Annotated in this window: 22 protein-coding genes; 13 read left to right on the top strand and 9 right to left on the bottom strand. The window is 59.0% G+C overall.

Features of this window, described 5'->3' with window-relative positions; genetic code table 11:
* Nucleotides 1-75 precede the first annotated feature (75 nt).
* The 4 genes from chvE (at nt 76) to araD1 (ending at nt 5,074) form a co-directional block, all read left to right on the top strand.
* Entirely contained in the window at nt 76-1,140 is a 1,065-nt protein-coding gene (gene chvE / locus ACZ5A6_RS10080) for a sugar ABC transporter substrate-binding protein ChvE (protein WP_003513717.1), read from the top strand.
* 90 nt (nt 1,141-1,230) lie between these two features.
* Nucleotides 1,231-2,769, top strand: coding sequence for a sugar ABC transporter ATP-binding protein GguA (gguA, locus tag ACZ5A6_RS10075; protein ID WP_003513716.1), 1,539 nt, complete (start codon nt 1,231-1,233; stop codon nt 2,767-2,769).
* Nucleotides 2,766-3,962 (top strand): sugar ABC transporter permease GguB, encoded by a 1,197-nt coding sequence (gene gguB, locus ACZ5A6_RS10070; RefSeq protein WP_003513714.1) that lies wholly within the window; start codon nt 2,766-2,768, stop codon nt 3,960-3,962. The genes gguA and gguB overlap by 4 nt, the downstream gene beginning before the upstream one ends.
* A 116-nt stretch (nt 3,963-4,078) precedes the next feature.
* Nucleotides 4,079-5,074, top strand: coding sequence for a 2-keto-3-deoxy-L-arabinonate dehydratase AraD1 (araD1, locus tag ACZ5A6_RS10065; protein ID WP_065662175.1), 996 nt, complete (start codon nt 4,079-4,081; stop codon nt 5,072-5,074).
* A gap of 62 nt (nt 5,075-5,136) precedes the next feature.
* On the opposite strand, the gene ACZ5A6_RS10060 is transcribed toward araD1, so the two are convergent.
* From ACZ5A6_RS10060 to ACZ5A6_RS10030, 7 genes are all read right to left on the bottom strand, one after another.
* Nucleotides 5,137-5,769: a histidine phosphatase family protein gene (locus ACZ5A6_RS10060; RefSeq protein ID WP_065662176.1), complete on the bottom strand. Its 633-nt coding sequence runs from the start codon at nt 5,767-5,769 to the stop codon at nt 5,137-5,139.
* 24 nt (nt 5,770-5,793) lie between these two features.
* A complete protein-coding gene (locus ACZ5A6_RS10055; RefSeq protein WP_019565146.1) occupies nt 5,794-6,204 on the bottom strand; it encodes a VOC family protein in 411 nt (136 codons plus the stop codon).
* A gap of 40 nt (nt 6,205-6,244) precedes the next feature.
* Nucleotides 6,245-6,709, bottom strand: a complete 465-nt coding sequence (locus ACZ5A6_RS10050) for a GNAT family N-acetyltransferase (RefSeq protein ID WP_113291731.1) — start codon at nt 6,707-6,709, stop codon at nt 6,245-6,247.
* Nucleotides 6,710-6,791: 82 nt separating this feature from the next.
* Nucleotides 6,792-7,388, bottom strand: coding sequence for a class I SAM-dependent methyltransferase (locus ACZ5A6_RS10045; RefSeq protein ID WP_112959302.1), 597 nt, complete (start codon nt 7,386-7,388; stop codon nt 6,792-6,794).
* 4 nt (nt 7,389-7,392) lie between these two features.
* A complete protein-coding gene (locus tag ACZ5A6_RS10040) occupies nt 7,393-8,208 on the bottom strand; it encodes a transglutaminase family protein (RefSeq protein WP_003513702.1) in 816 nt (271 codons plus the stop codon).
* A gap of 21 nt (nt 8,209-8,229) precedes the next feature.
* Nucleotides 8,230-9,171 carry an alpha-E domain-containing protein gene (locus tag ACZ5A6_RS10035; RefSeq protein ID WP_003513700.1) on the bottom strand — a complete coding sequence of 314 codons (942 nt, stop codon included), beginning with the start codon at nt 9,169-9,171 and terminating at the stop codon, nt 8,230-8,232.
* 3 nt (nt 9,172-9,174) lie between these two features.
* Nucleotides 9,175-10,584: a circularly permuted type 2 ATP-grasp protein gene (locus ACZ5A6_RS10030; RefSeq protein WP_003513699.1), complete on the bottom strand. Its 1,410-nt coding sequence runs from the start codon at nt 10,582-10,584 to the stop codon at nt 9,175-9,177.
* A 483-nt stretch (nt 10,585-11,067) separates the two neighbouring features.
* Between ACZ5A6_RS10030 and ACZ5A6_RS10025 the strand changes: the two genes are divergently transcribed.
* From ACZ5A6_RS10025 to ACZ5A6_RS10010, 4 genes are all read left to right on the top strand, one after another.
* Nucleotides 11,068-11,964, top strand: a complete 897-nt coding sequence (locus ACZ5A6_RS10025; protein ID WP_003513697.1) for a DMT family transporter — start codon at nt 11,068-11,070, stop codon at nt 11,962-11,964.
* 78 nt (nt 11,965-12,042) lie between these two features.
* Nucleotides 12,043-12,660 carry a L,D-transpeptidase gene (locus tag ACZ5A6_RS10020; RefSeq protein WP_003513696.1) on the top strand — a complete coding sequence of 206 codons (618 nt, stop codon included), beginning with the start codon at nt 12,043-12,045 and terminating at the stop codon, nt 12,658-12,660.
* A 235-nt stretch (nt 12,661-12,895) separates the two neighbouring features.
* Nucleotides 12,896-13,291 (top strand): DoxX family protein, encoded by a 396-nt coding sequence (locus tag ACZ5A6_RS10015; RefSeq protein WP_019565150.1) that lies wholly within the window; start codon nt 12,896-12,898, stop codon nt 13,289-13,291.
* 163 nt (nt 13,292-13,454) lie between these two features.
* On the top strand, nt 13,455-14,363 hold the full coding sequence (locus ACZ5A6_RS10010; RefSeq protein WP_174061011.1) for a DMT family transporter: 909 nt from the start codon (nt 13,455-13,457) through the stop codon (nt 14,361-14,363).
* A 91-nt stretch (nt 14,364-14,454) separates the two neighbouring features.
* Here ACZ5A6_RS10010 and ACZ5A6_RS10005 read toward each other — a convergent pair whose 3' ends face one another.
* Nucleotides 14,455-15,933 (bottom strand): DEAD/DEAH box helicase, encoded by a 1,479-nt coding sequence (locus ACZ5A6_RS10005; RefSeq protein ID WP_003513690.1) that lies wholly within the window; start codon nt 15,931-15,933, stop codon nt 14,455-14,457.
* A gap of 465 nt (nt 15,934-16,398) precedes the next feature.
* Here ACZ5A6_RS10005 and ACZ5A6_RS10000 point away from each other — a divergent pair, with 465 nt between their 5' ends.
* Nucleotides 16,399-20,097: a response regulator gene (locus ACZ5A6_RS10000; protein ID WP_174061013.1), complete on the top strand. Its 3,699-nt coding sequence runs from the start codon at nt 16,399-16,401 to the stop codon at nt 20,095-20,097.
* Between the two features lie 33 nt (nt 20,098-20,130).
* Here ACZ5A6_RS10000 and mnmC2 read toward each other — a convergent pair whose 3' ends face one another.
* On the bottom strand, nt 20,131-20,874 hold the full coding sequence (gene mnmC2 / locus ACZ5A6_RS09995; RefSeq protein WP_174061014.1) for a tRNA (5-methylaminomethyl-2-thiouridine)(34)-methyltransferase MnmC2: 744 nt from the start codon (nt 20,872-20,874) through the stop codon (nt 20,131-20,133).
* On the opposite strand from mnmC2, the gene ACZ5A6_RS09990 reads away from it, so the two are divergent.
* From ACZ5A6_RS09990 to uraD, 4 genes are all read left to right on the top strand, one after another.
* Complete coding sequence (locus ACZ5A6_RS09990; RefSeq protein ID WP_174061015.1) at nt 20,873-22,099, top strand: NAD(P)/FAD-dependent oxidoreductase; 1,227 nt, start codon at nt 20,873-20,875, stop codon at nt 22,097-22,099. The two genes, mnmC2 and ACZ5A6_RS09990, sit on opposite strands and share 2 nt — an antisense overlap.
* A gap of 93 nt (nt 22,100-22,192) precedes the next feature.
* The gene (locus tag ACZ5A6_RS09985; protein ID WP_019565154.1) at nt 22,193-22,900 is read left to right on the top strand and encodes a DUF1045 domain-containing protein; all 708 of its coding nucleotides are present in this window, start codon (nt 22,193-22,195) and stop codon (nt 22,898-22,900) included.
* 209 nt (nt 22,901-23,109) lie between these two features.
* Complete coding sequence (gene puuE, locus ACZ5A6_RS09980; RefSeq protein WP_003513682.1) at nt 23,110-24,033, top strand: allantoinase PuuE; 924 nt, start codon at nt 23,110-23,112, stop codon at nt 24,031-24,033.
* The gene (uraD, locus tag ACZ5A6_RS09975) at nt 24,033-24,530 is read left to right on the top strand and encodes a 2-oxo-4-hydroxy-4-carboxy-5-ureidoimidazoline decarboxylase (RefSeq protein WP_112682163.1); all 498 of its coding nucleotides are present in this window, start codon (nt 24,033-24,035) and stop codon (nt 24,528-24,530) included. The genes puuE and uraD overlap by 1 nt, the downstream gene beginning before the upstream one ends.

Below are 24,530 nucleotides of genomic sequence, written 5' to 3'. Positions count from 1 at the left end.
TCTTCCTCTGATGGCATGAATTTTATGGTGCAACGCAACAAGCGGGTACCAAAGAGGGTTCAAGGGAGAGAGTTAATGAAGTCCATTATTTCGCTGATGGCGGCTTGTGCCATCGGTGCTGCTTCCTTTGCAGCGCCGGCTTTCGCGCAGGACAAGGGTTCTGTCGGTATCGCCATGCCGACAAAGTCTTCCGCGCGCTGGATCGATGACGGCAACAATATCGTCAAGCAGCTGCAGGAAGCCGGTTACACGACCGATCTGCAATACGCCGACGACGATATTCCGAATCAGCTTTCCCAGATCGAAAACATGGTCACCAAGGGCGTTAAGGTCCTCGTGATTGCTTCGATCGACGGCACGACCCTGTCGGACGTTCTGAAGCAGGCTGGTCAGCAGGGCATCAAGGTCATCGCTTATGACCGTCTCATCCGCAACAGCGGCGACGTCAGCTACTACGCCACTTTCGACAACTTCCAGGTTGGCGTTCTGCAGGCAACTTCGATCGTCGACAAGCTTGGCCTGAAGGACGGCAAGGGTCCGTTCAACATCGAGCTGTTCGGCGGTTCTCCTGACGACAACAACGCCTTCTTCTTCTACGATGGCGCGATGTCGGTTCTGAAGCCTTACATCGACAGCGGCAAGCTGGTCGTAAAGTCGGGCCAGATGGGCATGGACAAGGTCGGAACGCTGCGTTGGGATCCGGCAACGGCCCAGGCTCGCATGGATAACCTCCTATCGGCTTATTACACGGACGCAAAGGTTGACGCTGTTCTCTCGCCCTATGACGGTCTGTCCATCGGCATCATCTCCTCGCTGAAGGGCGTTGGTTATGGTACGAAGGACCAGCCGCTGCCGGTCGTTTCCGGTCAGGACGCTGAAGTTCCGTCGGTCAAGTCGATCATTGCTGGCGAACAGTATTCGACCATCTTCAAGGACACTCGCGAACTCGCGAAGGTTACTGTTGGCATGGTCAACGCCGTTCTGCAGGGCAAAGAGCCTGAGGTGAACGACACCAAGACCTATGAAAATGGCGTCAAGGTTGTTCCGTCCTACCTGCTCAAGCCGGTTGCCGTGACCAAGGACAACTACAAGCAGGTTCTCGTCGACGGTGGTTACTACACCGCAGATCAGCTGAAATAAGCCTGCAACACATGCGGGGATGGCTTGGCGCCGTCCCCGTTTTTTCATAAAAATAAAAACGCCTGAATTAATCGGGCGCTGGATTGCGATATGGCCAATACCATTCTCGAAATGCGGAACATCACCAAGACGTTTCCGGGCGTAAAAGCGCTTGAGAACGTCAACCTTAAGGTAAAGGAAGGTGAGATCCACGCGCTCGTTGGCGAGAACGGCGCTGGAAAGTCGACCTTGATGAAGGTCCTTTCCGGTGTTTATCCCGCTGGCACCTATGAGGGCGAGATCCACTATGAAGGTGCTGTGCGAAATTTTCGCGCCATCAACGACAGCGAAGATATTGGTATCATCATCATTCACCAGGAGCTTGCGCTTGTGCCGCTCCTGTCGATTGCCGAAAATATTTTCCTTGGCAACGAGGTCGCTTCGGGCGGCGTCATCAACTGGCAGCAGACCTTCAACCGTACCCGCGAACTTCTGAAGAAGGTGGGCCTGAAGGAATCGCCGGAGACGCTGATTACGGATATCGGCGTCGGCAAGCAGCAGCTGGTCGAAATCGCCAAGGCGTTGTCGAAGAGCGTGAAGCTTCTCATCCTTGATGAGCCGACCGCCTCGCTCAACGAGAGCGATTCCGAGGCTCTGCTCAACCTTTTGATCGAGTTCCGCAAGCAGGGCATGACGTCGATCATCATCACCCACAAGCTCAACGAAGTGCGCAAGGTGGCCGACCAGATCACCGTGCTGCGCGACGGCATGACGGTGAAGACGCTCGACTGTCATCAGGAAGAAATCAGCGAGGACGTCATCATTCGCAACATGGTGGGACGCGATCTAGAAGATCGTTATCCGCCGCGCGACGTGCCGATCGGCGAGACCATTCTCGAAGTGAAGAACTGGAACGCCTATCACCAGCAGCACCGCGACCGGAAGGTCCTGCACGACATCAACGTTACCGTGCGCAAGGGCGAAGTCGTCGGTATTGCAGGGCTGATGGGGGCAGGGCGCACGGAATTCGCCATGAGCGTGTTCGGCAAGTCCTACGGTCACAAGATCACCGGTGACGTTCTGATCGACGGCAAGCCCGTGGATGTCAGCACCGTTCGCAAGGCAATCGATGCCGGCCTTGCCTATGTGACCGAAGACCGCAAACATCTCGGTCTGGTGCTCAACGACAACATTCTGCACAACACCACGCTTGCCAATCTGGCCGGCGTGTCGAAGGCCAGCGTCATCGACGACATCAAGGAAATGAAGGTGGCGAGCGATTTCCGCACACGCCTTCGCATCCGCTCTTCAGGCATCTTTCAGGAAACGGTCAATCTTTCGGGCGGCAACCAGCAGAAGGTCGTGCTTTCCAAGTGGCTCTTCTCCAATCCTGATGTCCTGATCCTCGACGAGCCGACACGCGGTATCGACGTTGGCGCGAAATACGAAATCTACACCATCATCAACCAGCTCGCTGCCGACGGCAAAGGCGTTCTGATGATCTCATCGGAAATGCCTGAATTGCTCGGCAATTGCGACCGCATCTACGTCATGAACGAAGGCCGCATCGTCGCTGAATTGCCGAAGGGAGAGGCGAGCCAGGAAAGCATCATGCGCGCTATCATGCGCTCAGGGGAGAAGAACTCATGAGTTCGGCAAACACCACAAACGAAGAAAGCAACGTCATCTCGGTCGGGTCGTATATTCGCTCCAATATCCGCGAATATGGCATGCTGATCGCGCTCGTCGCTATCATGGTTTTCTTCCAGTTCTATACCGGCGGCATTCTGTTCCGGCCCGTGAACCTGACCAACCTCATCCTGCAGAACTCGTTCATCGTCATCATGGCGCTTGGCATGCTGCTGGTCATCGTGGCCGGACATATCGACCTTTCGGTCGGTTCCATCGTCGCCTTCGTCGGCGCGATTGCGGCCATATTGACCGTGCAGTGGGGCATGAACCCGTTTCTCGCGGCGCTGATTTGTCTTGTCATCGGCGGCATCATCGGTGCTGCCCAGGGTTACTGGATCGCCTATCATCGCATCCCGTCGTTCATCGTGACGCTGGCGGGCATGCTTGTGTTCCGCGGCCTCACGCTTTTTGTGCTCGGCGGCAAGAACATCGGCCCGTTCCCGACGGATTTCCAGATCATCAGCACCGGCTTCCTGCCTGATATCGGTGGCATCGAAGGTCTGAACACGACGTCGATGATCCTGACATTGGTGATTACGGTCGTGCTGTTCTATCTGGCGTGGCGCCGTCGCGTGGTGAACGTGAAGCACGGCATCGACGTGGAGCCGTTCGGTTTCTTCATTGTGCAGAACCTGCTCATCTCAGGCGCTATTCTGTTCCTTGGCTACCAGCTGTCCACCTATCGTGGCCTGCCGAACGTCCTGATCGTGATGCTGGTTCTGATTGCGCTTTACAGCTTCGTGACGCGCCGCACGACCATTGGCCGCCGCGTTTACGCCATGGGCGGCAACGAGAAGGCGACCAAGCTTTCCGGTATCAACACCGAACGCCTGAGCTTCCTAACCTTCGTCAACATGGGCGTACTGGCCGGTCTGGCCGGCATGATCATCGCGACACGCCTCAACTCGGCAACGCCGAAGGCAGGCGTTGGCTTCGAGCTTGATGTGATCGCGGCCTGCTTCATTGGCGGTGCTTCGGCCTCCGGCGGCGTTGGCAAGATCACCGGTGCTGTTATCGGTGCCTTCATCATGGGCGTCATGAACAACGGCATGTCGATCGTCGGCCTCGGCATCGACTTCCAGCAGATGGTCAAGGGCCTCGTGCTGCTCGCTGCCGTGTTCTTCGACGTCTACAACAAGAACAAGGGCTGATTGCCCAGCCAATATAGCAAGTCAAAAAAAGTGGCCGGTTTCCGGCCACTTTCATAAGGTGAAGGCGCAACGCGCCGAAGAAGATAAGGCGCGTTGCGCCGCAGGAAGGAAATCCCGTGCTCATTTCACAGATCAAGGATGCCAGTGGCAAAATCACCGTCGCCGTTCGCGAAGAAGGCGGACAGGCGCACGCCGTCAACGGCGCTCAATCGGTTTACGCGCTGGCCATGGAAGCTGCCAATAGTGGCAAGAGCCTTGCCGATGTTGTGTCCGCCCATGGTCTCGGCGATGCCGTCGATCTTGAAAAGGCTTACGCTGAAGGTCGCTTTCTGCCGCCGATCACCCATCCCGATCCGGCGCATCTGCATCTGACAGGCACGGGCCTGACCCATCTCGGCTCTGCTGCTACCCGCGACAGCATGCACAAGAAGACCACGGAAGCCGCCGAGGAAAGCCTGACGGATTCCATGAAGATGTTCCGCATGGGTCTGGAAAATGGCAAGCCGAAGGCTGGCGAAAAGGGCGTTCAACCCGAGTGGTTCTACAAGGGCAACGGCTATGTCGCAGCGGCACCCGGTGCTGCTCTCACCTCTCCGTCCTTCGCGCTTGATGGCGGCGAAGAGCCGGAAATGGCCGGCATCTACGTGATCTCCGACAAGGGCGAACCCGTGCGCATCGGCTTTGCCGTGTCGAACGAATTTTCCGACCACGTCACCGAGCGGATCAACTATCTCTACCTCGCCCATTCCAAGTTGCGCCCGGCAAGCTTCGGCCCGGAAATCCGCGTCGGCGCTGCACCGTCGGATATTCGCGGCACCTCGCGCATCCGTCGTGGCGACAAGGTCATTTTCGAAAAGCCGTTTGTTTCGGGTGAGGACAACATGTCCCACACCTTCGCGAACCTCGAATATCACCACTTCAAATACGGCCTGTTCCGCGCACCTGGTGACGTCCATGTGCACATGTTCGGCACCGCGACGCTCTCTTTTGCGGAGGGCATCAAGCCGGAAGCGGGTGACGTGTTTGAGATCGAGGCCGCCGGTTTCGGCTTGCCGCTGAGGAACCCGCTTGCGGTTAATGCGGAAGAAGAAATCACGGTTCGGCAGATCTGATCTACCGGGGCTGCACGTTAAACGGTTGAGGGAGGGGGTCGCTCAGCGTCCCCCTCTCGACGTCATCCCCGGCTTGTCTTCAGGTGGGACACATCCGCCAAAGCGATAACGCCGCGGTTTTGCCAGTAATCGTCTTGTCTTAGGTGCGTAATGCTGCCGGAAGACGCGGGAAAGCTGACATAACCGACGCTGTCGATCGGCATTTTGATCCATGCCGCGATGACGAAGGTAAGAGCGAAGCCATGGGTAACGATGATCTGCGTGGGGCAAGGACGCGATATAATCGTGTCCACGGCGCGGTACACTCTTTCGGCCAACTCTCGTCTCGTTTCGCCATCAGCAATTCCGCCGCGATGATCCATCCGGTCGTGATGGGGGGCCGGTATCTGACGGGCGTCGAGCCATTGCTGCGGCATACCACCCGCCGAACCGTAGCTGATTTCCCGCAGGCCATCCGTGGTTTCAAAAGGGGACTTGAGGTGTTCAGCAATGATTGCCGCAGTCTGGGAGGCCCGCAGAAGATCGGAACTGAAGATTTCGACTGATGCGTTGCCGATCAAGGCCACAAGTTTCTCGGCCGTCGCCTGCGCATCGGCTTTTCCCTTGGGTGTCAGTTCGGTATCATACCAGCCACCAACCTTGTTCTCGACATGATGGACGGACTGGGTGTGCGTGACGACAAAAATGTTCTTCATAGTGTTCTTCCGGGTATCTGGGGCTTACTCGAACCCCCACAGCCTGCCTTCGCCCACCTCCACGGAATTGCCGGCCGGGTCGCGGATGTAGACGGAATAGCTGTCGTTCGGCCAGCGGTGATAGTGTTCGATGGGAATTCCAAGCTCCTCGAAGCGGGCTTTCCAGTCGTCCACTTCCGACTTGTCTTTCGCATAAAAACAGAAATGGCCTTGTCCGGTGGCGCCGTGGCGCGGGATCGGATTGTCGGGGGTGGCCGTGCGCGATTGTTGCGGATCGAAGACCAGCAGCATCTGGCGGCCACATTTGAAGAACACGAACTGGCCCGGCAGCCTGCGCACCACCTCCAGCCCGAAGACATCGCGATAAAAGGCCTCGGCGGCGTCGAGATCGTTGGCGTAGATCGCCGTTTCCATAAGGGCGGCTGGCGGTTTCATGGTTCCTCCCCGATGTCTGGCAACGGATATAGCGGACAGTCTATGTTTTCGTGCTGTAGGTCAGCACCGTCAGGTCGTGCTTGCCAACACCACGTTCCAGAACGGTCCAGCCGCAGTTCGTATAATAGGTTTCGAGACGGCGCTGGCAGCACAGGTAGCTGATGTCGTGACCAAGTTCGGCGGCCCGTTGTGTTGCGGCCTGCATCAGCGCCCGGGCGACACCTGAGCGTCTGCTGTTTTCCTCCACCCAGAGTGCGGCAACCCATGGCAGATATTGTGGCCGCTCCTCCAGATCGCAGTGGATAAGGAAGGCGGAGCCGACGTAACCCTTGTCGCCATGGGCGACGAAGCCGGTCGGCAGGGCATGGGGGTTCACCATATCCTTCAGATGTTCAGCCACATCGCCGACCTGGAGGCCACTATCCTGCCACCATGCCGTCCAGACCCGTTCCGCAATGATGGGTCCATGGGACTGGCAGTCGCGATAGTCGGAAATACTGTACAAAAAGCCCTCTCCCTGATCGGTTGCTGCGGCGATTTAACCGGTCACGGCGGGCTTTCGCAACCCACAGGTTGTTGAAAGCGGATCAGGGTTTCGTTGCCGTCACATGCAGCCAGTCGGTTGGCAGCTTGTCGTAACCGCTGCCGTGCCGTGCTTCTATTTCCACCCCTGCCCAGGCGAAATGCCCGTACAGGTCCTCAAGCCAGGTTTTCGAAGGATAGTTGTAATAGCGGCCGAACGTGTCGCGGCCTTCCGCTTCTCCGGCCTTGAAGCTGGCGTAGAAAACGCCGCCCTGTTTCAGCGCCGTATGGATGCGGCGGATGATGCCGGAAAGAGCGGGGCGGGGGACATGCAACAGGCAGGCATTGGCCCACACGCCGTCATAAGTCTCCACGTCGCAGATATCTTCGAACAGCAATGTTGCGACGGGAATGCCGAGCCGCGTTTCGGCCGCCTTGGCGATTTCGGGTGTGCCGTCCGTCGGGCGCACGTCGAAGCCTGCAGCGAGCATGAATTCACTGTCCTGCCCGCCACCGCACCCCAGTTCGAGGATGGTCGCGCCTTTGGGCAGGCGCGACAGGAATTTTTCCAGATGGGGAAGGTCCGCCGTCTGCCCTCTCGACGTATAGACTTCGGCATTATCCGTATAAAAGCCGATCGTTTCGTCGTCTCTGCCGGCCATTGTCTCAGCTTTGCGATTGGCTCTGCGATTGCTGCACGGTCACCGAAACGTTCAGCGTTTCGCCGGCCGGGCCGATCCGCATGCCCGATATCGGCGCGCAGTCGCGGTAGCAGAGGCCAAGGGCAATGCGCACGTAGCGATCGTCAGGGCAGATATTGTTGGCGGCGTCAAAGCCAACCCAGCCGAGGCCCTGCAGATGCACCTCGGCCCAGGCATGGGTTGCCGTCTGCTCCGCCACGTCTTCCATCATCAGATAACCGGAAACATAGCGGGCGGGCAGGCCCATCAGCCGGGCGGCGGAAATGAGGATATGGGCATGGTCCTGGCAGACGCCCTTGCCGGCTTCGAGTGCGAGTTCGGCGGTGGTTTCCGTGTCGGTCGAACCCGGCACATATTCTACCTTGCTGTTGATCTTCTCCATCAGGTCGTGCAGGCGCTCGAGCTCGCTGTTGCCGGTGCTGGCCTTCGCCAGTTCGCGCACGAGTTTGCCGGGCTTCGTCAGCGGCGTCTCGCGCAGGAAGAGCCATAGCGGCGCACTGCCGGTATGGGGGCCGACCATGCCGGCCCTGTCTTCGGTTATGACGAGGCCACCAGCCACGACCTTGACCCTGCGTTGCGGGCCTTCGGTCTCGACCAGTGCGACACGGTTGCCGAAATGGTCGTCATAGCTCACTTCGACGGTGGCGCCGTCGACCGATACATCCCAGTCCTCCACCGTCTGGCACGGGCCGGTCTGTGGCGTCAGGCGCAGCCGCTGCAATGCATAGGGCATCGGCTCGTCATAGACATATTCGGTCGTATGGGTGATTTTCAGACGCATAAGCTGTCCCCGTCCACGCGCTTACAGATAAAAGCGGTAGCCTTCCATGATTTCCTGCCCCAGCTGCCCGTTCCGGTTGACAAATCTCTCCAGAAACTCGTGCAGGCCTTCATCCATGACGCGATCGATCGTTGTCTTGCGCAGACTGTCGCGAATGCTCTCCGCCGTTTCATGCGCCTTGTGCTTTTCACCGTAATCCTCAGCTATGTAATTGAGGTTGCTGGTGATCTTCTCATAGCAATAGGCGAGCGAGCGCGGCATGCGGCCGTTGAGAATGAGGAAGTCGGCGATGTTGGCGGGCTTGTATTCCGCATCGTAGACCCAGCCATAGGAGCGGTGCGCCGAGACGGAGCGGAGGATGGATTCCCATTGGGCATTGTCCAGCGAGGAGCCGACATGCGCCACGGCCGGCAGCAGCACGTAATATTTTACGTCGAGAATGCGGGCGGTGTTGTCGGCGCGCTCGATGAAGGTGCCGATGCGGGAGAAATTATAGAGATCGTTGCGCAGCATCGAGCCGTGGAAGGCGCCGCGCACCAGACCGGCGCGATGCTTGATGACATCGATGGTCTGCGGCAGTTCGGCATGGCTGAGCTTGCGGCCGAGGATGTTCTTCAGCTCGATCCAGAATTCGTTGGTGGCTTCCCATGTCTCGCGCGTCAGCGCGGTGCGCACCATGCGGGCATTGTTGCGGCCTGCCTCGATGCAGGACATGACGCTCGAAGGGTTTGCCTTGTCCCGCAGGAGATAATCGATCGCATTGGCCGCCGTCACTTTCTCGCGCGTTTCGAGAAAGGCTTCGTGCACGCCGGCACTCTGCAACACGCCGTCCCAGTCCTCATCGCCGCTGCCGCTGCGCGTCAGGGAAACGCGCAGGCCAGCATCGATAAGCCGGGCGATGTTTTCAGCGCGCTCAATATACCGGAACATCCAGTAGAGCCCGTTTGCCGTTCTGCCCAGCATGGCTTAGTCCTCCAGTACCCATGTATCCTTGGTGCCGCCGCCCTGGCTGGAATTGACCACCAGCGAGCCCTGCTTGAGGGCAACACGGGTCAGTCCGCCGGGAATGATCTTCACCTTGTCTGAAACCAGCACATAAGGACGCAGATCGACATGGCGCGGCGCGATGCCGTTTTTCACCATGATCGGCACGGTGGAAAGCGACAGCGTGGGCTGCGCGATGTAATTGGAGGGGCGGGCTTTCAGCTTTTCGGCAAAAAGCGCCCGTTCCTTTTTCGACGCGGTGGGGCCGACCAGCATGCCGTAACCGCCCGAACCGTGAACTTCCTTGACAACCAGTTCGGCAAGGTTGTCGAGAACGTATTTCAGGCTGTCCGGCTCCGAACAGCGCCATGTCGGCACGTTTTCCAGAAGCGGCTTGCGGCCGGTGTAGAACTCGACGATCTCAGGCATGTAGGAATAGATTGCCTTGTCGTCGGAAATGCCGGTGCCCGGCGCATTGGCGATGGTGATGTTGCCGGCGCGGTAGACATCCATGATGCCGGGTACGCCGAGCGCCGAATCCGGCCGGAAGGTGAGCGGATCAAGGAAATCGTCGTCGACGCGGCGGTAAAGCACGTCGATGGCCTCGTAGCCACGGGTAGTGCGCATCTTGACCTTGCCGTCCATGACGCGCAGGTCGGACCCTTCCACCAGCTCCACACCCATCATGTCGGCCAGGAATGAATGTTCGTAATAGGCGGAATTGTAGATGCCGGGGGTCAGCACCGCGACGCGCGGCTTGCCGGTGCAGCCGGGGGGTGCAAGCGAGGCGAGCGATTGGCGCAGCTGATAGGGGTAATCCTCCACCCGCTGCACCCGGTTTTCATGGAAGAGTTCCGGGAACATCTGCATCATCGTTTCACGGTTTTCCAGCATGTAGCTGACACCTGAAGGCGTGCGGGCGTTGTCTTCCAGAACATAGAACTGGTCTTCGCCGGTGCGAACGATATCCGTGCCGACAATGTGGGTATAAACGCCGCCGGGTGGCGTGAAACCGATCATTTCCGGGAGGAATGCAACGTTCTTCTCAATAATTTCGCGTGGAATTCGCCCGGCGCGAATGATTTCCTGCTTGTGGTAGATATCGTCGAGGAAAGCGTTGAGAGCGAGAACGCGCTGTTCGATACCCTGGGCCAGTTTGCGCCACTCGCGCCCGGAAATGATGCGCGGAATGATATCGAAGGGGATCAGTTTTTCTGAACTGTCGGCGTGGCCGTAGACTGCGAAAGTAATACCGGTTTTTCGAAAGATGTTTTCCGCGTCTTTAGACTTCTGGATCAGGTGTGCCCTGTCCTGCCGGCTGTACCACTCGTTATAGTTTTCATATGGGCTTCGCGGCGCGTTGTCCGCATTTATCATTTCGTCAAATGCCAACTTCGATGTCCCCTTTTTTGCCATATGAATACAACGACAAATGCAATGCAAGAACTATGCGGACGCCTCCGTGAAGATTTTTTACCGCCCTAGAGTTTTAAAAAAGAAGCGTTTTTTCGCTTTCAGCCTATAAATGCGGCATTGGCAAATTGGTTGCAGGGCAAGGTGGGGTGGAACGGGGTGGTGGCACTGTGTGCGCCGTGGGCGAATGCACAAATTTTGTTCGTTCGCTTTCGGTTGATGGGTTTTGGGTGTGGCATCAGAAAATCTGAAAGATGCGATCACCAAAACACTTTTGACCTTTTGCGGGGATGGGGATACCGGCTAGCTTGGACGGCTGTGTTTCGCCAAGGGGTGCGCGCCGAGATCCGGCCGGGTAGTTCACCGGTTGCTTCAAGTCGTAAAAATGTCAATTCGCCGCATGCCTTATGTCCCGGGCCCATGTCCGGTTGCGGGGCATCACGCGGCACAGGGGAAGTTCCCATGTCGCTCGACCGTCTGGCTCCGGCCATCTTCGTCTTTCTCTGGTCGACCGGCTGGGTCACCGCGAAATATGCCGTTTATTATACTGGTCCGCTGACCTTCCTCTGTCTGCGTTACCTGTTGGCGGGTGCGATATTGTGGGCGATCTGCCGGTTTTCCTCCATTCAATGGCCTGAACGGCGCATCGATGTTTTCCGGGCAATCTTGTCCGGCGTGTTCCTGCACGGCCTTTATCTTGGCATGATCTGGTGGGCGATAGGGCAGGGCGTGCCGGCGGCGATCGGCGGCATTATTGCCGGTTTGCAGCCGTTGATGACGGCGGTTGCCGCCCGTTACATGATCGGCGAAAAGATCTCTCCGGTGCAGCGTGCCGGCTTGCTTCTCGGCTTTGTCGGCATTGCCATCGCCGTGCTGCCGAAGGTCATGGCGTCAGGCGCGCTCGGCCTCTCCGTGCCGCTTTATGCCGTGGCGGTGAATGTGCTGGGCATGACGTCGGTGACCTATGGCACCCTTTACCAGAAGAAATACGTCCATGGCGGAAACATCATGGCGGTCGCCACGCTGCAATATGTCGGCGCCCTCATCGTCACCGTTCCCTTCGCGCTGTTGCTGGAGGATGGTCATGTGGACTGGAGCCTCGGGCTTGCCGCCACGCTCGTCTGGTCGGTGGGCGCGATCTCCATCGGTGCGGTGGCCCTGCTGCTCTATCTCATCCGGCGCGGGCAGGTCTCGCGCGCTGCCTCGCTGATCTATCTCGTGCCGCCGCTTGCCGCCGTGGAAGCGGCCCTGCTTTTCGGGGAAACGCTGACGCCGGCCATGATTGCCGGCACGGTCCTGGCGGTAACGGGGGTGTATCTGGCCAACCGCCGGCCCGCAGCGCCGGTTGAGGCACGTTAATTCCTACAACCTCATATTAGAGATTTGTTAACCATAAAATTATACCTCTCGTTAATCTAGAGATTTGGCGGGGGTTACATGTCTATTTCACGTCGTGGTGTTCTGTTCGGATTGCCGCTGTTGCTGGCCGGCTGCGCAAGTTCCGGCATCGGGCAGCAAAGGCTTAATTATGCGGCGAAGCCGGACGAGAAGTTTCCGCTTCCGGAAATGCATCTCGACAAGGTGAAGCCCGAGCTGCGCCGGCAGGAAGTGGCATACGATACCGCGCATCCGGCCGGAACGGTGATTGTGGATACGCCCGCGCGGCGTCTTTACTACGTACTGGGCGATGGACGGGCAATGCGTTACGGCGTCGGCGTCGGTCGCCAGGGCCTTGCGCTGAAGGGCGACGCCTATATCGGCCGGAAGTCGGAATGGCCTTCTTGGACGCCGACCGCAAACATGATGCGCCGTGATCCGCGCAATCTGAAATACGCCGGCGGCATGGAGGGGGGCCCGAACAACCCGCTCGGCGCACGGGCGCTCTACCTCTATCGCGGCGGCAACGACACCATGTTCCGTCTGCACGGCACCAACCAGCCGCAATCCATCGGCCACGCCATGTCAAGCGGCTGTATCCGGATGCTGAACCACGACATCATCGATCTTTACAGCCGCGTGCCGGTTGGCTCCAGGGTCGTGGTGTTGCAGGCCTGACGGAGAGGCGGATTTTTCCGCCTTTGCCACTCGAAAAAATGCCTGTATCCTTGGGTTGATTTTTTCCACATGAGCGCAGTTTTATGGTGGAAAATCAACCATGTGTAGAATGACTCCCTTTATGTATTTAAGGGAGTTCTGCTATATCGGAAATGTGATTTTCGGTGTTCGAGACGTGTATCCATAAAGGCATGATTGCGCTGTATCGAGCGTCGCACCACTTCAACGGGGACACATGAACATGGCAATTTTAGACAATCTCTCCCGCTATCGCCCGCAGGCACTCGGGGCACTGCGCATCATGACGGCGCTGCTTTTCATTTCGCATGGAACGCAGAAGCTGTTCGGTTTCCCGGCATCACAGATGGACGGCTCCCTGCCGACGATGCTGCTGGTGGCGGCGCTTCTGGAAGCCGTTGGCGGCATTCTCGTGCTGGTCGGCCTTTTCACGCGTCCGGTTGCCTTCATCCTGTCCGGCCAGATGGCTGTTGCCTATTTCATTGCGCACGGGCCTAAGAGCTTCTTCCCCGCTCTCAATGGGGGCGACGCCGCGATCCTGTTCTGCTTCATCTTCCTTTATCTCGTGTTTGCCGGTCCGGGTGCTTTCTCGGTGGATGAACGCCGGGCCTGATCGGCCGCTGCAATCACCGGTCTGTCATTGAAGCCCCGCATGGCTGGTACCATGCGGGGCTTCATGCTTTTGAAGCGTTGGAAACTTCGGCCGTCACCGAAGCATAGATGCTTGTTTTCGGGTTAGGAACGGTTCATCCTGAACGCAGTTGGAAAATTGATCCGTGACCAGTCAAAACCCTATCGCCCGCGAATTGCTGCTGCTTGCCCTGTTGTCCACTCTGTGGGCCGCATCCTACACTTTCATCAAGATCGGGGTGGAGACCATACCACCGCTGACCTTCATTGCCGCAAGAACCCTGATTGCCGGTCTGTTGCTGCTGGCGGTCATTCGCCTGCGCGGGCTGCGGTTGCCGCGGGATTTCGCCACATGGCGGCTCTTCTTCGTTCAGGCCTGCATCAACAGCGTATTGCCTTTCACGCTGATCGCGTGGGCGGAGCAGAGCATCGATGCCGGTCTCGCCGTCATCCTCAATGCGACGACGCCGATCTTCACCTTTCTTCTCACCGCGCTGATCATCCGGCATGAACAGGTCAGCGGGCGCAAGCTGTTCGGCACTGTTGCGGGCATGACAGGTGTCTGTCTCATCATCGGTCTGGATGCGTTGAACGGGGCGGGTGAGGCGCTGTGGAGCCAGATTGCCGTGCTGACTGCGGCCTTTTCCTACGCCTGTGCCGCCATCTTCAGCAAAAACTTCAGGGGTCTCGATCCCGTTATGCCTGCCGCCGGCTCGCTGATCTGCGGCGCCGTGCTTCTGCTGCCGGTGAGCGTGATCGTTGACCGGCCCTGGACATTGTCGCCATCTTCGGCGTCGCTCACCGCACTTGTGTGCCTCAGCGTCTTTTCGACGGCGCTCGCCTTCATGGTCTATTTCCGGCTGATGCAGACGCTCGGTTCGGTCGGTACCACGTCGCAGGCGTATTTGCGGGTTCCGATAGGTGTCGCCATTGGCATGGTGTTTCTTGGAGAAGTGCCGACGCCTGCCATGTGGGTGGGTCTTGTCTGCGTGATTGCCGGGGTGCTGGCCATGACCCTGCCGTCGCGGCGCCGGCCTTTGGCGCAGGGCGGTTGAGAGCAAAAAGAAAACCCCGCAAGCCTGCGCTTGCGGGGTTTGAAGGTAGACACGCGATACCGGGGAATCGGCTCGCGCAGAGTTAAGTTACTTAGCGGTTACGGCCGCGATTGCCGTTTCCGTTGCCGGAAGCGCGCTTTTCCTGACCGTTGCCGCCAGCAGGAGCGTGACGGTTGCCACCGCTGCCGCCGGGCTTGCGGGCAGGGCGGCGCTGCTTGCGAGGGCCGGCCGGGCGACCTGCGTCACCTTCCGCCGTCTTCACGCGCTTGAAGTCTGACGTGACTTCCAGATCGTTGTCCGCATCACGCGGGGCGTGGTGACGCGAGGGACGGGGCTCGCCATTGTGGCGTCCGCCTTCGCGGGGTCCACGCGGCTGGCCGCCATTGTTGTTGCGACCACGGTTGTTGTTGTTCGGGCGCGTCGGGCTGGCAAGACCGGCCGGACGTTCACCGGATGCAACCGGGATATCGATCTTCATCAGCTTTTCGATATCGTGCAGCAGACGTGTTTCGTCCGGTGCGCAGAACGCGATGGCAATGCCGTCGCGGCCGGCACGGGCGGTACGGCCGATGCGGTGGACATAGGCGTCGGGCACTTCCGGCAGGTCATAGTTGAAGACGTGCGTCACGGCCGGAATATCGATGCCGCGGGCAGCGACGTCGGTTGCGACCAGAACCTTGATCTCACCGTCCTTGAAGCCCTTCAGTGCCCGCTCACGCTGGCCCTGGCTCTTGTTGCCGTGGATGGAAGCGACCTTGAAGCCGATATGTTCCAGATGCTTGTAGAGCTTTTCCGCGCCGTGCTTGGTGCGCAGGAAAACGATCGAGCGGCCATCCGGGTTTTCGTTGAGCGACTTCTTCAGAAGGTCGGTCTTGTCGTTCTTGCCGGCGACGAAATGCACGTACTGCTCGACCTTGTCGGCGGCCTTGCCCGGAGGTGTTACCTCGACCTTGATCGGGTCCGTCAGGAAGTTGCTGGCAAGCTCGGAAATCGCCTTCGGCATCGTTGCCGAAAACAGCAGGGTCTGGCGCTTAGCCGGAACCATCTTGGAAATCTTGCGCAGATCGTGAATGAAGCCCAGATCGAGCATCTGGTCGGCTTCATCAAGCACCAGATAGGTGACCTTGGAAAGCGAGATCGCGTTGCGGGCGATGAGGTCCAGCAGGCGGCCGGGTGTCGCCACCAGGACGTCCGTGCCTTTTTCGAGCTGAAGCTGCTGCTTGTTGATCGACGCGCCGCCGACAACCTGGTTGATGCGCAGCGGCGTCTTCTTCACGAAGGAGCGCAGGTTTTCGCCGATCTGGTTCACCAGTTCGCGGGTCGGTGCAAGGATAAGGGTGCGGGTGGTGCGGTTTGCCGGGCGGTCGGCTTGCTTCATCAGCATTTCGATGATGGGCAGGCCGAATGCTGCCGTCTTGCCCGTGCCGGTCTGTGCGAGGCCGATGAGATCACGGCCTTCAAGCAGCAGCGGAATGGCCTTTGCCTGAATGGGGGTGGGGGTTGTGTAGCCGAGCTGGGTAACGCTGGCCACAATCTTTTCAGAGAGGCCGAGTTCGCTAAAACTGGTCAATAGTAATGCCTTTCGGGGCGCCAAAAACCAATCGTCCGGAGCAGTTGCTGCTGTCCGGCGGTTTCGGCGTCAAGAACCCCGCGTGAATTGGGAACTTGTGGGTTGGAATAACTTTCTGCGCATCAGTGCGGCAAAACGCCGTCTTCTGTATTCGTTGCGCTTTTCCTTCATGCGGGCCAAGTCATCTTGGTCATGTGCTGCAGCTCACGCGGCTGCCGAAGGTGAAAGCTTGACCGGCATGTGGGCGTTTTATGGCGTAAAGTCAAGCAATAGTTTTGTAACGCTGCCGTCCCGCGGCGCATGGCTGCCATGCAGAAGGCAGGCTGGCGATTACCGGCGAGGCGCGGAGGCTCGCGAATAATTATGGTTAAAAAAGGGTAAAGCGACCATTCCGCACATAGCAAATAGCGGTTTTCTCACATAACGTTTTTGCAACGACTTCTGGAAATATTTGATTCGACAAGGATGGAACTGCACGGTGTGGAGTATCGCTTGACCCAAGGATGCGGGTTGCTGGAAAAAGCTTACGGGGCAATCGCCGCCCTGGATTTGCCCGCGTGCATCAAGGACAGCGAGCTTCGCTACCTCATGGTCAATGCAGCCTATGGCCGGGTCATGGGGCGTCCGCCCGCCGCGTTCACGGGCCACACCAGCCTTGCTCTTTCCGCCGATATTCGCGATGCCGAGCGCGAGGACAGGGAGCGCCGCTCGCTGGTCTTTGCCACGGACGAAGTGATTTCATGCCATGGTGCAGCGTCTTCAGGGCCTTACAAGCTGCGTTGCGAACGTTTCACCGGCGATGACGGCAGTCTGTTCCTGTTTGAGGTGTTCGAAGAAATGCCCTCTGTCGTGAAGGGTGTTTCGGACGGCGGCAGCGCCGACCTGCTGTTCGACAGCGGCGTTATCGACCTCATCGATGCCGGTATCGTAATTTATGACCGTGAAAACCGGCTCGTCTATTGCAATGCGCGTTTCGTGGAATTCTACAGTGATTTCAACCTCCAGCTAAAGCCCGGCACCCGGCTTGAGACGCTGATGGAGGCGGTCTATTTCTCGAGCGGCTACCGCAGCGTGAAATCGGACGATCCGGATTACCAGGCATGGCTGCAGAAGCAGTTGCGGGATTTTTCCCTGCCCTATCTCGAAAGGGTAGAGCAGTTTGCCGATGGCCGCTGGGTGCGTATGGTCAACAAGCGGCTGGAAAACGGCATGCTGGTGGGGCTTCGCGTCGATGTGACGGAGTTCAAGGCGCATGAGACCCTGCTTAGCAAGCAGATCCGCGAGACCTGGCTGCTGCGCGCCGCGCTTGAGCAATTGCCCGTGGGCGTGTTCCTGCGGGATCAGGACAGGCGGCTGACCTTTGCCAATGCGGCCTTTGAGAAATTCCGGGGCGGCAGCCTCGCCGACTATTTGGGCAAGACCGAATGCGAGATGTTTCCGGAGGAGGGCGCAGAGTTCCAGCGGGAAAACGAGCATATCCTGCAAACCGGAGAGGCGATTGAAAAGACGGGAACCATTCCGCTTTCGGATGGCGGCGCCGTTCCGGTCATAACCCGGCTCGGCCGGGTCACGACGCCCGATGACGAATATTATCTGGTGGGTTCAGTCACCGATGTCAGCCTGCTGAAGGAGCGGGAAAATGCGCTGATCGCGGCGCAGGCGCAGGCCGAAGCGCTGCATCGCCAGTTCGAAACGGTTCTTCATGCCCTGCCGGTTGGCGTACTACTCCTCAACGCGGATCTCGTCATCGAATATGTCAATCCGTGCTTCGACACGTTATGGGGCGAAATCGGCGGCGAGAAGTCGCTTGTCGGCAAAAGCTATCGCGAATTCATGGAGGCGAATTTCGAAAGCGGCCTTTATGACTATGGCGATATACCCTTCGAGGAGCTCTACAACCAGCGCGCAGAACGGCTGCTCAACGACAAGGTCTTCACGCCGCGCGAGGTGCGCAGCAAAAGCGGCAAGGTCACCGTCATTTCCAAGACCCGCCTCGACGGCGGAAAAATCCTCAGCACCTATGCCGATGTGACCGACGTGCGCATGCGCGACGCCGAGATCAGTGAGGCAAAGGCCGAGCTTGAGCGTGTCGGCGAATATATGCAGGGTGCCACGCGCGCCATGGCGCAGGGGCTGGTGCTGGTCGAGCAGGGAACCATCATCATGTCCAACGAGGCTGTGGCGCGAATGTTCGATGTGCCGCCGCAGCTGTTGGAAAAGGGCTGCAACTGGTCGGGGTTCTTTGCCCATTGTGCCGGGCGCGGAGATTTTGGCACCAAAGAGGAGGCGGCCGCGACGCTGACCGCCTGGAGAGAGCACATAGCCGCCAACAGGCCGTTCTCCTGGCTGATCCATATTGCCGGAAAGACGTGGCTCAATCTGGAAGCGACCAACAGTTCCGGCAATTACTGGCTCATCATCGTCACCGACGTCACCGAGATGAAGATGCGCGAGGAGGAGTTGCAGCGGCTGCTTTCCCGCGCGGAAGCGGCAGATCGCGCCAAATCTGAATTCCTTGCCAATATGAGCCATGAAATCCGCACGCCGATGAATGGCGTGCTCGGCATGGCGGAACTTCTGGCCAAATCCAATCTGGATACACGCCAGAAAACCTTCACCGATATCATCGTCAAATCCGGCAATGCGCTCCTGACGATCATCAACGACATTCTCGACTTCTCCAAGATCGAGGCCGGGCAGATGAAGCTGCGCAGCGTGCCTTTCGATCCGGCGGAAGCGGTGGAGGATGTGGTTTCCCTCCTGTCCTCAGCGGCGCTGGAAAAGAACATAGAACTTGTCGTCCGGATCGATCCGTCGGTTTTCGGCAAGGTCATGGGGGACGCCGGGCGGTTCCGCCAGGTCGTCACCAATCTTGTTGGAAACGCCGTCAAGTTCACGGAAATGGGGCATGTGCTGATCGAACTTTCGGCGCAGTCGGCGGAAGCGTCGGAGACCATTCTGTCGCTGCGCGTTGAAGATAGCGGCATCGGCATTCCCGCAGACAAGCTCGAAACCATCTTCGACAAATTCAGCCAGGTCGACGGCTCAGCGACGCGGCGGCACGAGGGAACGGGATTGGGACTGGCGATCACGGTCGGTCTTGTCGGTCTTTTCGACGGTACGATCAATGTGGTGAGCGAAGTCGGCAAGGGGTCGACCTTCGAGGTCAATATTCCGTTTCACGTTACGGAAAAACGGCGCGACGCTCCGCTTCTTGCCATGGCGATCGAGGATATACGCGTACTCGTCATCGACGATAACGACGTCAATCGCCGCATATTGACGGAGCAACTGAAGACTTGGGGTATCGACGGCCATGCTGTGCAGGACGGGCCATCAGGCATTGCCGTGCTGCAGGAGGCTGCATCCCTAGATTTTGCCATCGACGCCATCATTCTCGATTATCATATGCCTGTTATGAACGGGCTGGATGTGGTCGAGCGGATCAGGGCGGATAGCCGTTTCGACGATATCGCCATCGTGTTCCTGACGTCTATGGATGTCGTAGGTGACGAGAGCCTTTTCACCGATCTCAGCGTGCAGGCGCATCTGATGAAGCCGGCGCGGGCGCGTCTGTTGCGTTCCACCCTGTTCGATGTGGTGCGGGATGTGCGGCAGAAACGCGCCCGGCAGGATCCGCAGGGGCTGGGCTCAGGCGGCAGCGATGCGCCGGTGCGGCCGGACAATGGCCCCACGGACAAGAAGCGGCGGGTTGTGTCACCTCCGACGACGGTTCCAGACCGGCGCCGACCCTGCCTTGTGGATGTGCTGGTGGCCGAGGACAACGACGTCAACCAGATCGTCTTCACCCAGATCTTGCAGCAGGCGGGTTTGCGGTTCCTGATCGTCGGCAATGGCAAGAAGGCCGTTCAGGCGTGGGAGGAGCACAATCCCGCCGTCATTCTTATGGATGTGTCGATGCCGGTGATGAACGGGCATCAGGCGACACTGGCAATCCGCGCCGCGGAACAGGCGGCTGCCGACGGCCGGCATGTTCCGATCATCGGCGTTACCGCGCATACACAGGACGCGGACCGCGAGCTTTGCATCGCAGCAGGCATGGATGATTATCTGTCGAAGCCCATCAGCCCCGAAATTCTCGAGGACAAGATCGCGCAATGGCTGGGAGACGCGATGCCACGCCGCGACGTGCCGACCGCCTGACAGTGAAGGCAGGTTCCTGCTGTGGGAGCCGTCTCAGCGGGATGGCTTGGTGCCGCACAGCATCTCACGCTTTCCGGCAAACCCTTTGCGGCGCTCCAGTTCAAAACCGGCGGCGATGAGGTTGCGGCGGACGAAGCCAGCGGCGGCATAGGTGGCGAATGTGCCCCCCGGTACCGTTTTGCCGAACAGCGTCTGCATGATTTCCAGCGACCACATGTCAGGATTGCGGGCAGGGGCGAAACCGTCCAGAAACCAGGCGTCGAAGCCTTCGCTTCTGCCGGAAATGCCGGTGAGCGCTTCGCCGCACACCACTGTCAGGCGCGTCTGGTCGTCCAGTTCCATATCGACCTCGCCTTTCGGGTCCGCCGGCCAGCGGGCGACCAGTGCCTTGCGTTCGGTATCAACTTCCGGCCAGCGGGAAAGCGCCCGGTCGATCTCGTCCGCCTTCATCGGGTAGAGTTCGAAGGACATGAAATGCAGCTTGAAGTGACCGTTGCGCACCTCTTTCCATTGACGCCAGGTCTCGCAGAGATTGAGACCGGTGCCGAAGCCAAGTTCGCCGATGCGGAAGATGCTCTCTCGCTCATGCCAGCGCTGCGGCAGGCCGTTTCCGGACAGAAAGACATGGCCGCATTCCAGCCTGCCATCCGTCTGGCAATAAAAATGATCGTCAAAGGCTAGCGAATAGGGCATATCCCCCTCACGCCAGTCGAGCGCGGCGGGCGGATTGTCGGCTGCCGAACCGATATCTGCGGTGTTTTCCTTGGAATGTGTCATGACTAATGCCGATAGTCCCGCTTTCGAATCTGGTCAATCACCAAGATTGCGGGCACCAAGATTGCCTGGCTCGGTGCCTCTCCTCATCGTCGGTGGCGGCATTATGGGGCTGTGGGCTGCCGTCAAGGCAGAGAGGATGGGCATAAACGCCCTGCTGCTGGAAGCGGGCCGTCTTGGAGATGGTGCAAGCGGCGGGCTGTTGGGCGCACTGATGCCGCATATGCCGGACCGCTGGTCGGACAAGAAGCAATTCCAGTTCGACGCTCTCGTTGCGCTGGAAAAACAGATCGCCGAGTTGGAAGCCGAGACCGGGCTTTCCGCCGGTTACCGGCGTTGCGGCCGGATCATTCCCCTGCCGAAACCACATTTGCGCAGCATTGCCGCACGGCACGAGCGGGATGCCGGGGAAAACTGGGTTTCAGACGGGCGCCGGTTCCACTGGCATGTCGGTGACAGCCCTTCCGTTGCCGGATGGGTGGACGATGCGGCGGGACAAGCGGGCTTCGTGCTGGATACGCTGGCTGCAAGGGTTTCTCCCCGGGCGATGATCGCCCTTCTGTCGGCTTTCCTCCGCAACGCCCGGCATGTGCGGGTGGCGGAACAGTGCCGCGTCGTCTCGCTCGATCCGGATAAAGGGCGGGCGGTGCTGTCGTCGGGCGACGAGGTCGCCTTCGATCATGTCATCGTCGCGAACGGCCATGGTTCCTTCACGCTGATCCGCGATGCCATCGGTCTGGAACCCGGCATTGTGCTTGGACAGGCGGTGAAGGGGCAGGCCGCCCTTCTTGATGCTGCGGCCGATCCGGCCATGCCGGTCGTGTTTCTGAACGGCCTCTACATCGTGCCGCATGAGGATGGCACCGTCGCCATCGGCAGTACCAGCGAAGATTGTTTTTCCGATCCATTCAGCACCGACGAAAAGCTGGAAAAATTGCTCGCGGATGCATGCGCCGTGGTGCCGTCGCTTGGCCGTGCGCCGGTGATCGAACGCTGGGCCGGGTTGCGGCCGAAGGCGGTTGGACGGGACCCGATGGTGGGTACACTTTCCGAATATCCGCGGCTCGTGGCGTTATCGGGCGGCTTCAAGGTCAGCTTCGGCCTTGCCCACTATCTTGCCGATGCTGCGTTGCAGGCCGTATGTGGCCACACGCCGGACGTGCCTTCCGGTTTTCGCCTTCAAGAACACGTGAGTATTGCCGTCCGGACTTTAGAAACTTCTGATTAGTTTGGTCCACGTCGTTAATCTGTCACGCAAATCGCTTACTTGCTGGCCTGCAAAGAGCCCCGTTTGGCCGCATTTGCGGCGAGGTGATAGCGCATGCGATACGCCATCCATTTCACGCCTTCCCCCAACGACCCGCTGACGCAGGCGGCTGCCGCGTGGCTGGGACGCGATGCCTATTCAGGCCATGCGGTGGAGCCGCCGGGCATGATCGATCTCGGCATGCAGGAGATTTCCTACCATACCGCCCTGCCGCGCCGTTATGGTTTCCACGGCACCATAAAGGCCCCGTTCCGTCTTGCCGAAGGTCATTCCGAGGCCGCCTTGTTGCGCGACCTGATGTATTTTTCCGGCAGGCAGGACCCCTTCACGCTGCCACAACTTATAGTGGCGCGGCATGACAATGTCTTCAGCCTCGTTCCCGAGCGCCCCTGCGAAGTGCTGAATTTTTTCGCAGCCCGTGTGGTGCAGGAATTCGACCGCTACCGCGCGCCGCTCTCCGAGGCGGAAATCGAGCGGGCGGATCCCGACCGGCTTTCGGCTTCGCAGCTGACCAATCTGCACCGCTGGGGCAGTCCGCATGTGATGGACGAGTTCCGTTTTCAGATGTCGCTGACGGGCGGTGTCGAGCCTTCCAGCAGCCAGAGGATCGAGCGTGCCGTGCGCAAGGTTTTCGAGCCGCTGCTCACCCGGCCTCTGTCATTTTCCAGCCTTGCGCTATTCATCGAGGATGAACCCGGCGCGCCTTTCCGGGTGCACTCGCTGCATCCCATGGGTCGTGTTTCCGCCCGAAAGATCGCCTGAGAAACGCCCCGCAGAAATCGTACACAAAAAAGCATCGGAATGTCGGCAAAATTGCTCTCGACATTCCGAATGCGGATGCTACCGTCCGTGCATCGCATGTCTGAAGCGTGTCGTGTTTACCCGTTCCGGGCAGACACCTTCGGATGGTTGTTTTGCTCATGTCTTCCAGAAGCGGGTTCCGCGTCGGGAGAGGTGTTTTGGGTGGCTGAATGATTTCCGAGAATTACTCCCGCAATCTGGTGGGCTACGGCCGCAATAGTCCCGATCCGAAATGGCCGGGCGGCGCACGCATCGCCGTGCAATTCGTCATCAATTACGAAGAGGGCGGCGAAAGCTGCATTCTCGACAATGACAAGGCGTCGGAATCGCTGCTGTCGGAAATCGTCGGTGCGCAGCCCTGGCCCGGCCAGCGCAACCTGAACATGGAATCGATCTACGAATATGGCTCACGCGCCGGTTTCTGGCGGCTGTGGCGCATGTTCACCGATCTCGGCGTCACCACAACTGTTTATGGCGTGACCGCTGCCATGGCGCGCAACCCGCAAGCCGTTGCGGCAATGAAGGAAGCGGGTTGGGAAATCGCCAGCCACGGTTATCGCTGGCTGGAATACAAGGATTTTTCCGAGGAGGAAGAGCGCAAGCATATTGCCGAAGCCGTGCGCCTGCATACGGAGCTGACGGGCGAGCGCCCCTTTGGCATGTATCAGGGCAAGCCTTCCGACAATACGTTGCGTCTCGTCATGGAAGAGGGCGGTTTTCTCTATTCGTCCGATTCCTATGCCGACGATCTGCCCTATTGGGTGAAGGGATTGCAGGATGAACCGTTCCTGATCATTCCCTACACGCTCGACACCAATGATATGCGTTTCGCCACGCCGCAGGGTTTCAATTCCGGCGACCAGTTCTTCGCCTATCTGAAAGACGCTTTCGACGTTCTTTATCAGGAAGGCCTTGAAGGCGCGCCGAAGATGATGAGCGTCGGCCTGCATTGCCGTCTCGTCGGCCGTCCCGGCCGCGCCGCAGCCCTTCGCCGTTTCATCGAATATGTGCTGGGCCATGAAAAGGTGTGGATCCCGCAGCGTATCGAGATCGCTCGTCACTGGCATGAAAACCACAAGCCGGGAACGCTCTGATGCTGACGCGGGATGAATTTGTCAGCCGTTTCGGCGGTGTGTTCGAACATTCGCCTTTTATTGCCGAACGGGCCTATGATGTTGGAGGCGCAGGTCTGGAGTTAACGGCGAAGGCGGTTCATGGCGCATTATGCGCGCAGTTTCGTGCCGCCTCCGAAGCGGAACGGCTGGGTGTTTTGCGCGCGCATCCTGATCTTGCCGGCAAGCTCGCAATAGCAGGTGAGTTGACCGCCGATAGCCGCAATGAACAGGCGGGCGCAGGGCTTGACCGGCTTTCGCCGGAGGAGCATGCGCGCTTTTCCGAGCTGAACTCCGCCTATACGCAAAAATTCGGCTTTCCGTTCATCATTGCGGTCAAGGGGCTGAACAGGCACGATATTCTCTCCGCCTTCGAGACGCGTATCGGCAATGATGCGGCGACAGAATTTGCGACGGCGACGGCGCAGGTGGAAAAGATCGCCTGGCTGCGCCTTTCCTCGATGCTGCCCGAGGGTTGA

Source organism: Agrobacterium sp. 6Ca8 (assembly GCF_055382765.1).
The sequence above is the reverse complement of the archived record's forward strand: the minus strand, read 5'-3'. Positions and strand labels throughout refer to the sequence as shown.

Excerpts from the sequence above, each read along its gene's own strand:
- ACZ5A6_RS10055 (WP_019565146.1), bottom strand. The coding sequence starts at position 6,204 with ATGAAACCGCCAGCCGCCCTTATGGAAACGGCGATCTACGCCAACGAT.
- ACZ5A6_RS10025 (WP_003513697.1), top strand. The coding sequence starts at position 11,068 with ATGTCGCTCGACCGTCTGGCTCCGGCCATCTTCGTCTTTCTCTGGTCG.
- ACZ5A6_RS09990 (WP_174061015.1), top strand. The coding sequence starts at position 20,873 with ATGACTAATGCCGATAGTCCCGCTTTCGAATCTGGTCAATCACCAAGA.
- ACZ5A6_RS10000 (WP_174061013.1), top strand. The coding sequence starts at position 16,399 with ATGGAACTGCACGGTGTGGAGTATCGCTTGACCCAAGGATGCGGGTTG.
- ACZ5A6_RS09985 (WP_019565154.1), top strand. The coding sequence starts at position 22,193 with ATGCGATACGCCATCCATTTCACGCCTTCCCCCAACGACCCGCTGACG.
- puuE (WP_003513682.1), top strand. The coding sequence starts at position 23,110 with ATGATTTCCGAGAATTACTCCCGCAATCTGGTGGGCTACGGCCGCAAT.
- ACZ5A6_RS10040 (WP_003513702.1), bottom strand. The coding sequence starts at position 8,208 with ATGCGTCTGAAAATCACCCATACGACCGAATATGTCTATGACGAGCCG.
- ACZ5A6_RS10035 (WP_003513700.1), bottom strand. The coding sequence starts at position 9,171 with ATGCTGGGCAGAACGGCAAACGGGCTCTACTGGATGTTCCGGTATATT.
- ACZ5A6_RS10045 (WP_112959302.1), bottom strand. The coding sequence starts at position 7,388 with ATGGCCGGCAGAGACGACGAAACGATCGGCTTTTATACGGATAATGCC.
- uraD (WP_112682163.1), top strand. The coding sequence starts at position 24,033 with ATGCTGACGCGGGATGAATTTGTCAGCCGTTTCGGCGGTGTGTTCGAA.
- mnmC2 (WP_174061014.1), bottom strand. The coding sequence starts at position 20,874 with ATGACACATTCCAAGGAAAACACCGCAGATATCGGTTCGGCAGCCGAC.
- gguB (WP_003513714.1), top strand. The coding sequence starts at position 2,766 with ATGAGTTCGGCAAACACCACAAACGAAGAAAGCAACGTCATCTCGGTC.
- ACZ5A6_RS10060 (WP_065662176.1), bottom strand. The coding sequence starts at position 5,769 with ATGAAGAACATTTTTGTCGTCACGCACACCCAGTCCGTCCATCATGTC.
- chvE (WP_003513717.1), top strand. The coding sequence starts at position 76 with ATGAAGTCCATTATTTCGCTGATGGCGGCTTGTGCCATCGGTGCTGCT.
- gguA (WP_003513716.1), top strand. The coding sequence starts at position 1,231 with ATGGCCAATACCATTCTCGAAATGCGGAACATCACCAAGACGTTTCCG.
- ACZ5A6_RS10015 (WP_019565150.1), top strand. The coding sequence starts at position 12,896 with ATGAACATGGCAATTTTAGACAATCTCTCCCGCTATCGCCCGCAGGCA.
- ACZ5A6_RS10020 (WP_003513696.1), top strand. The coding sequence starts at position 12,043 with ATGTCTATTTCACGTCGTGGTGTTCTGTTCGGATTGCCGCTGTTGCTG.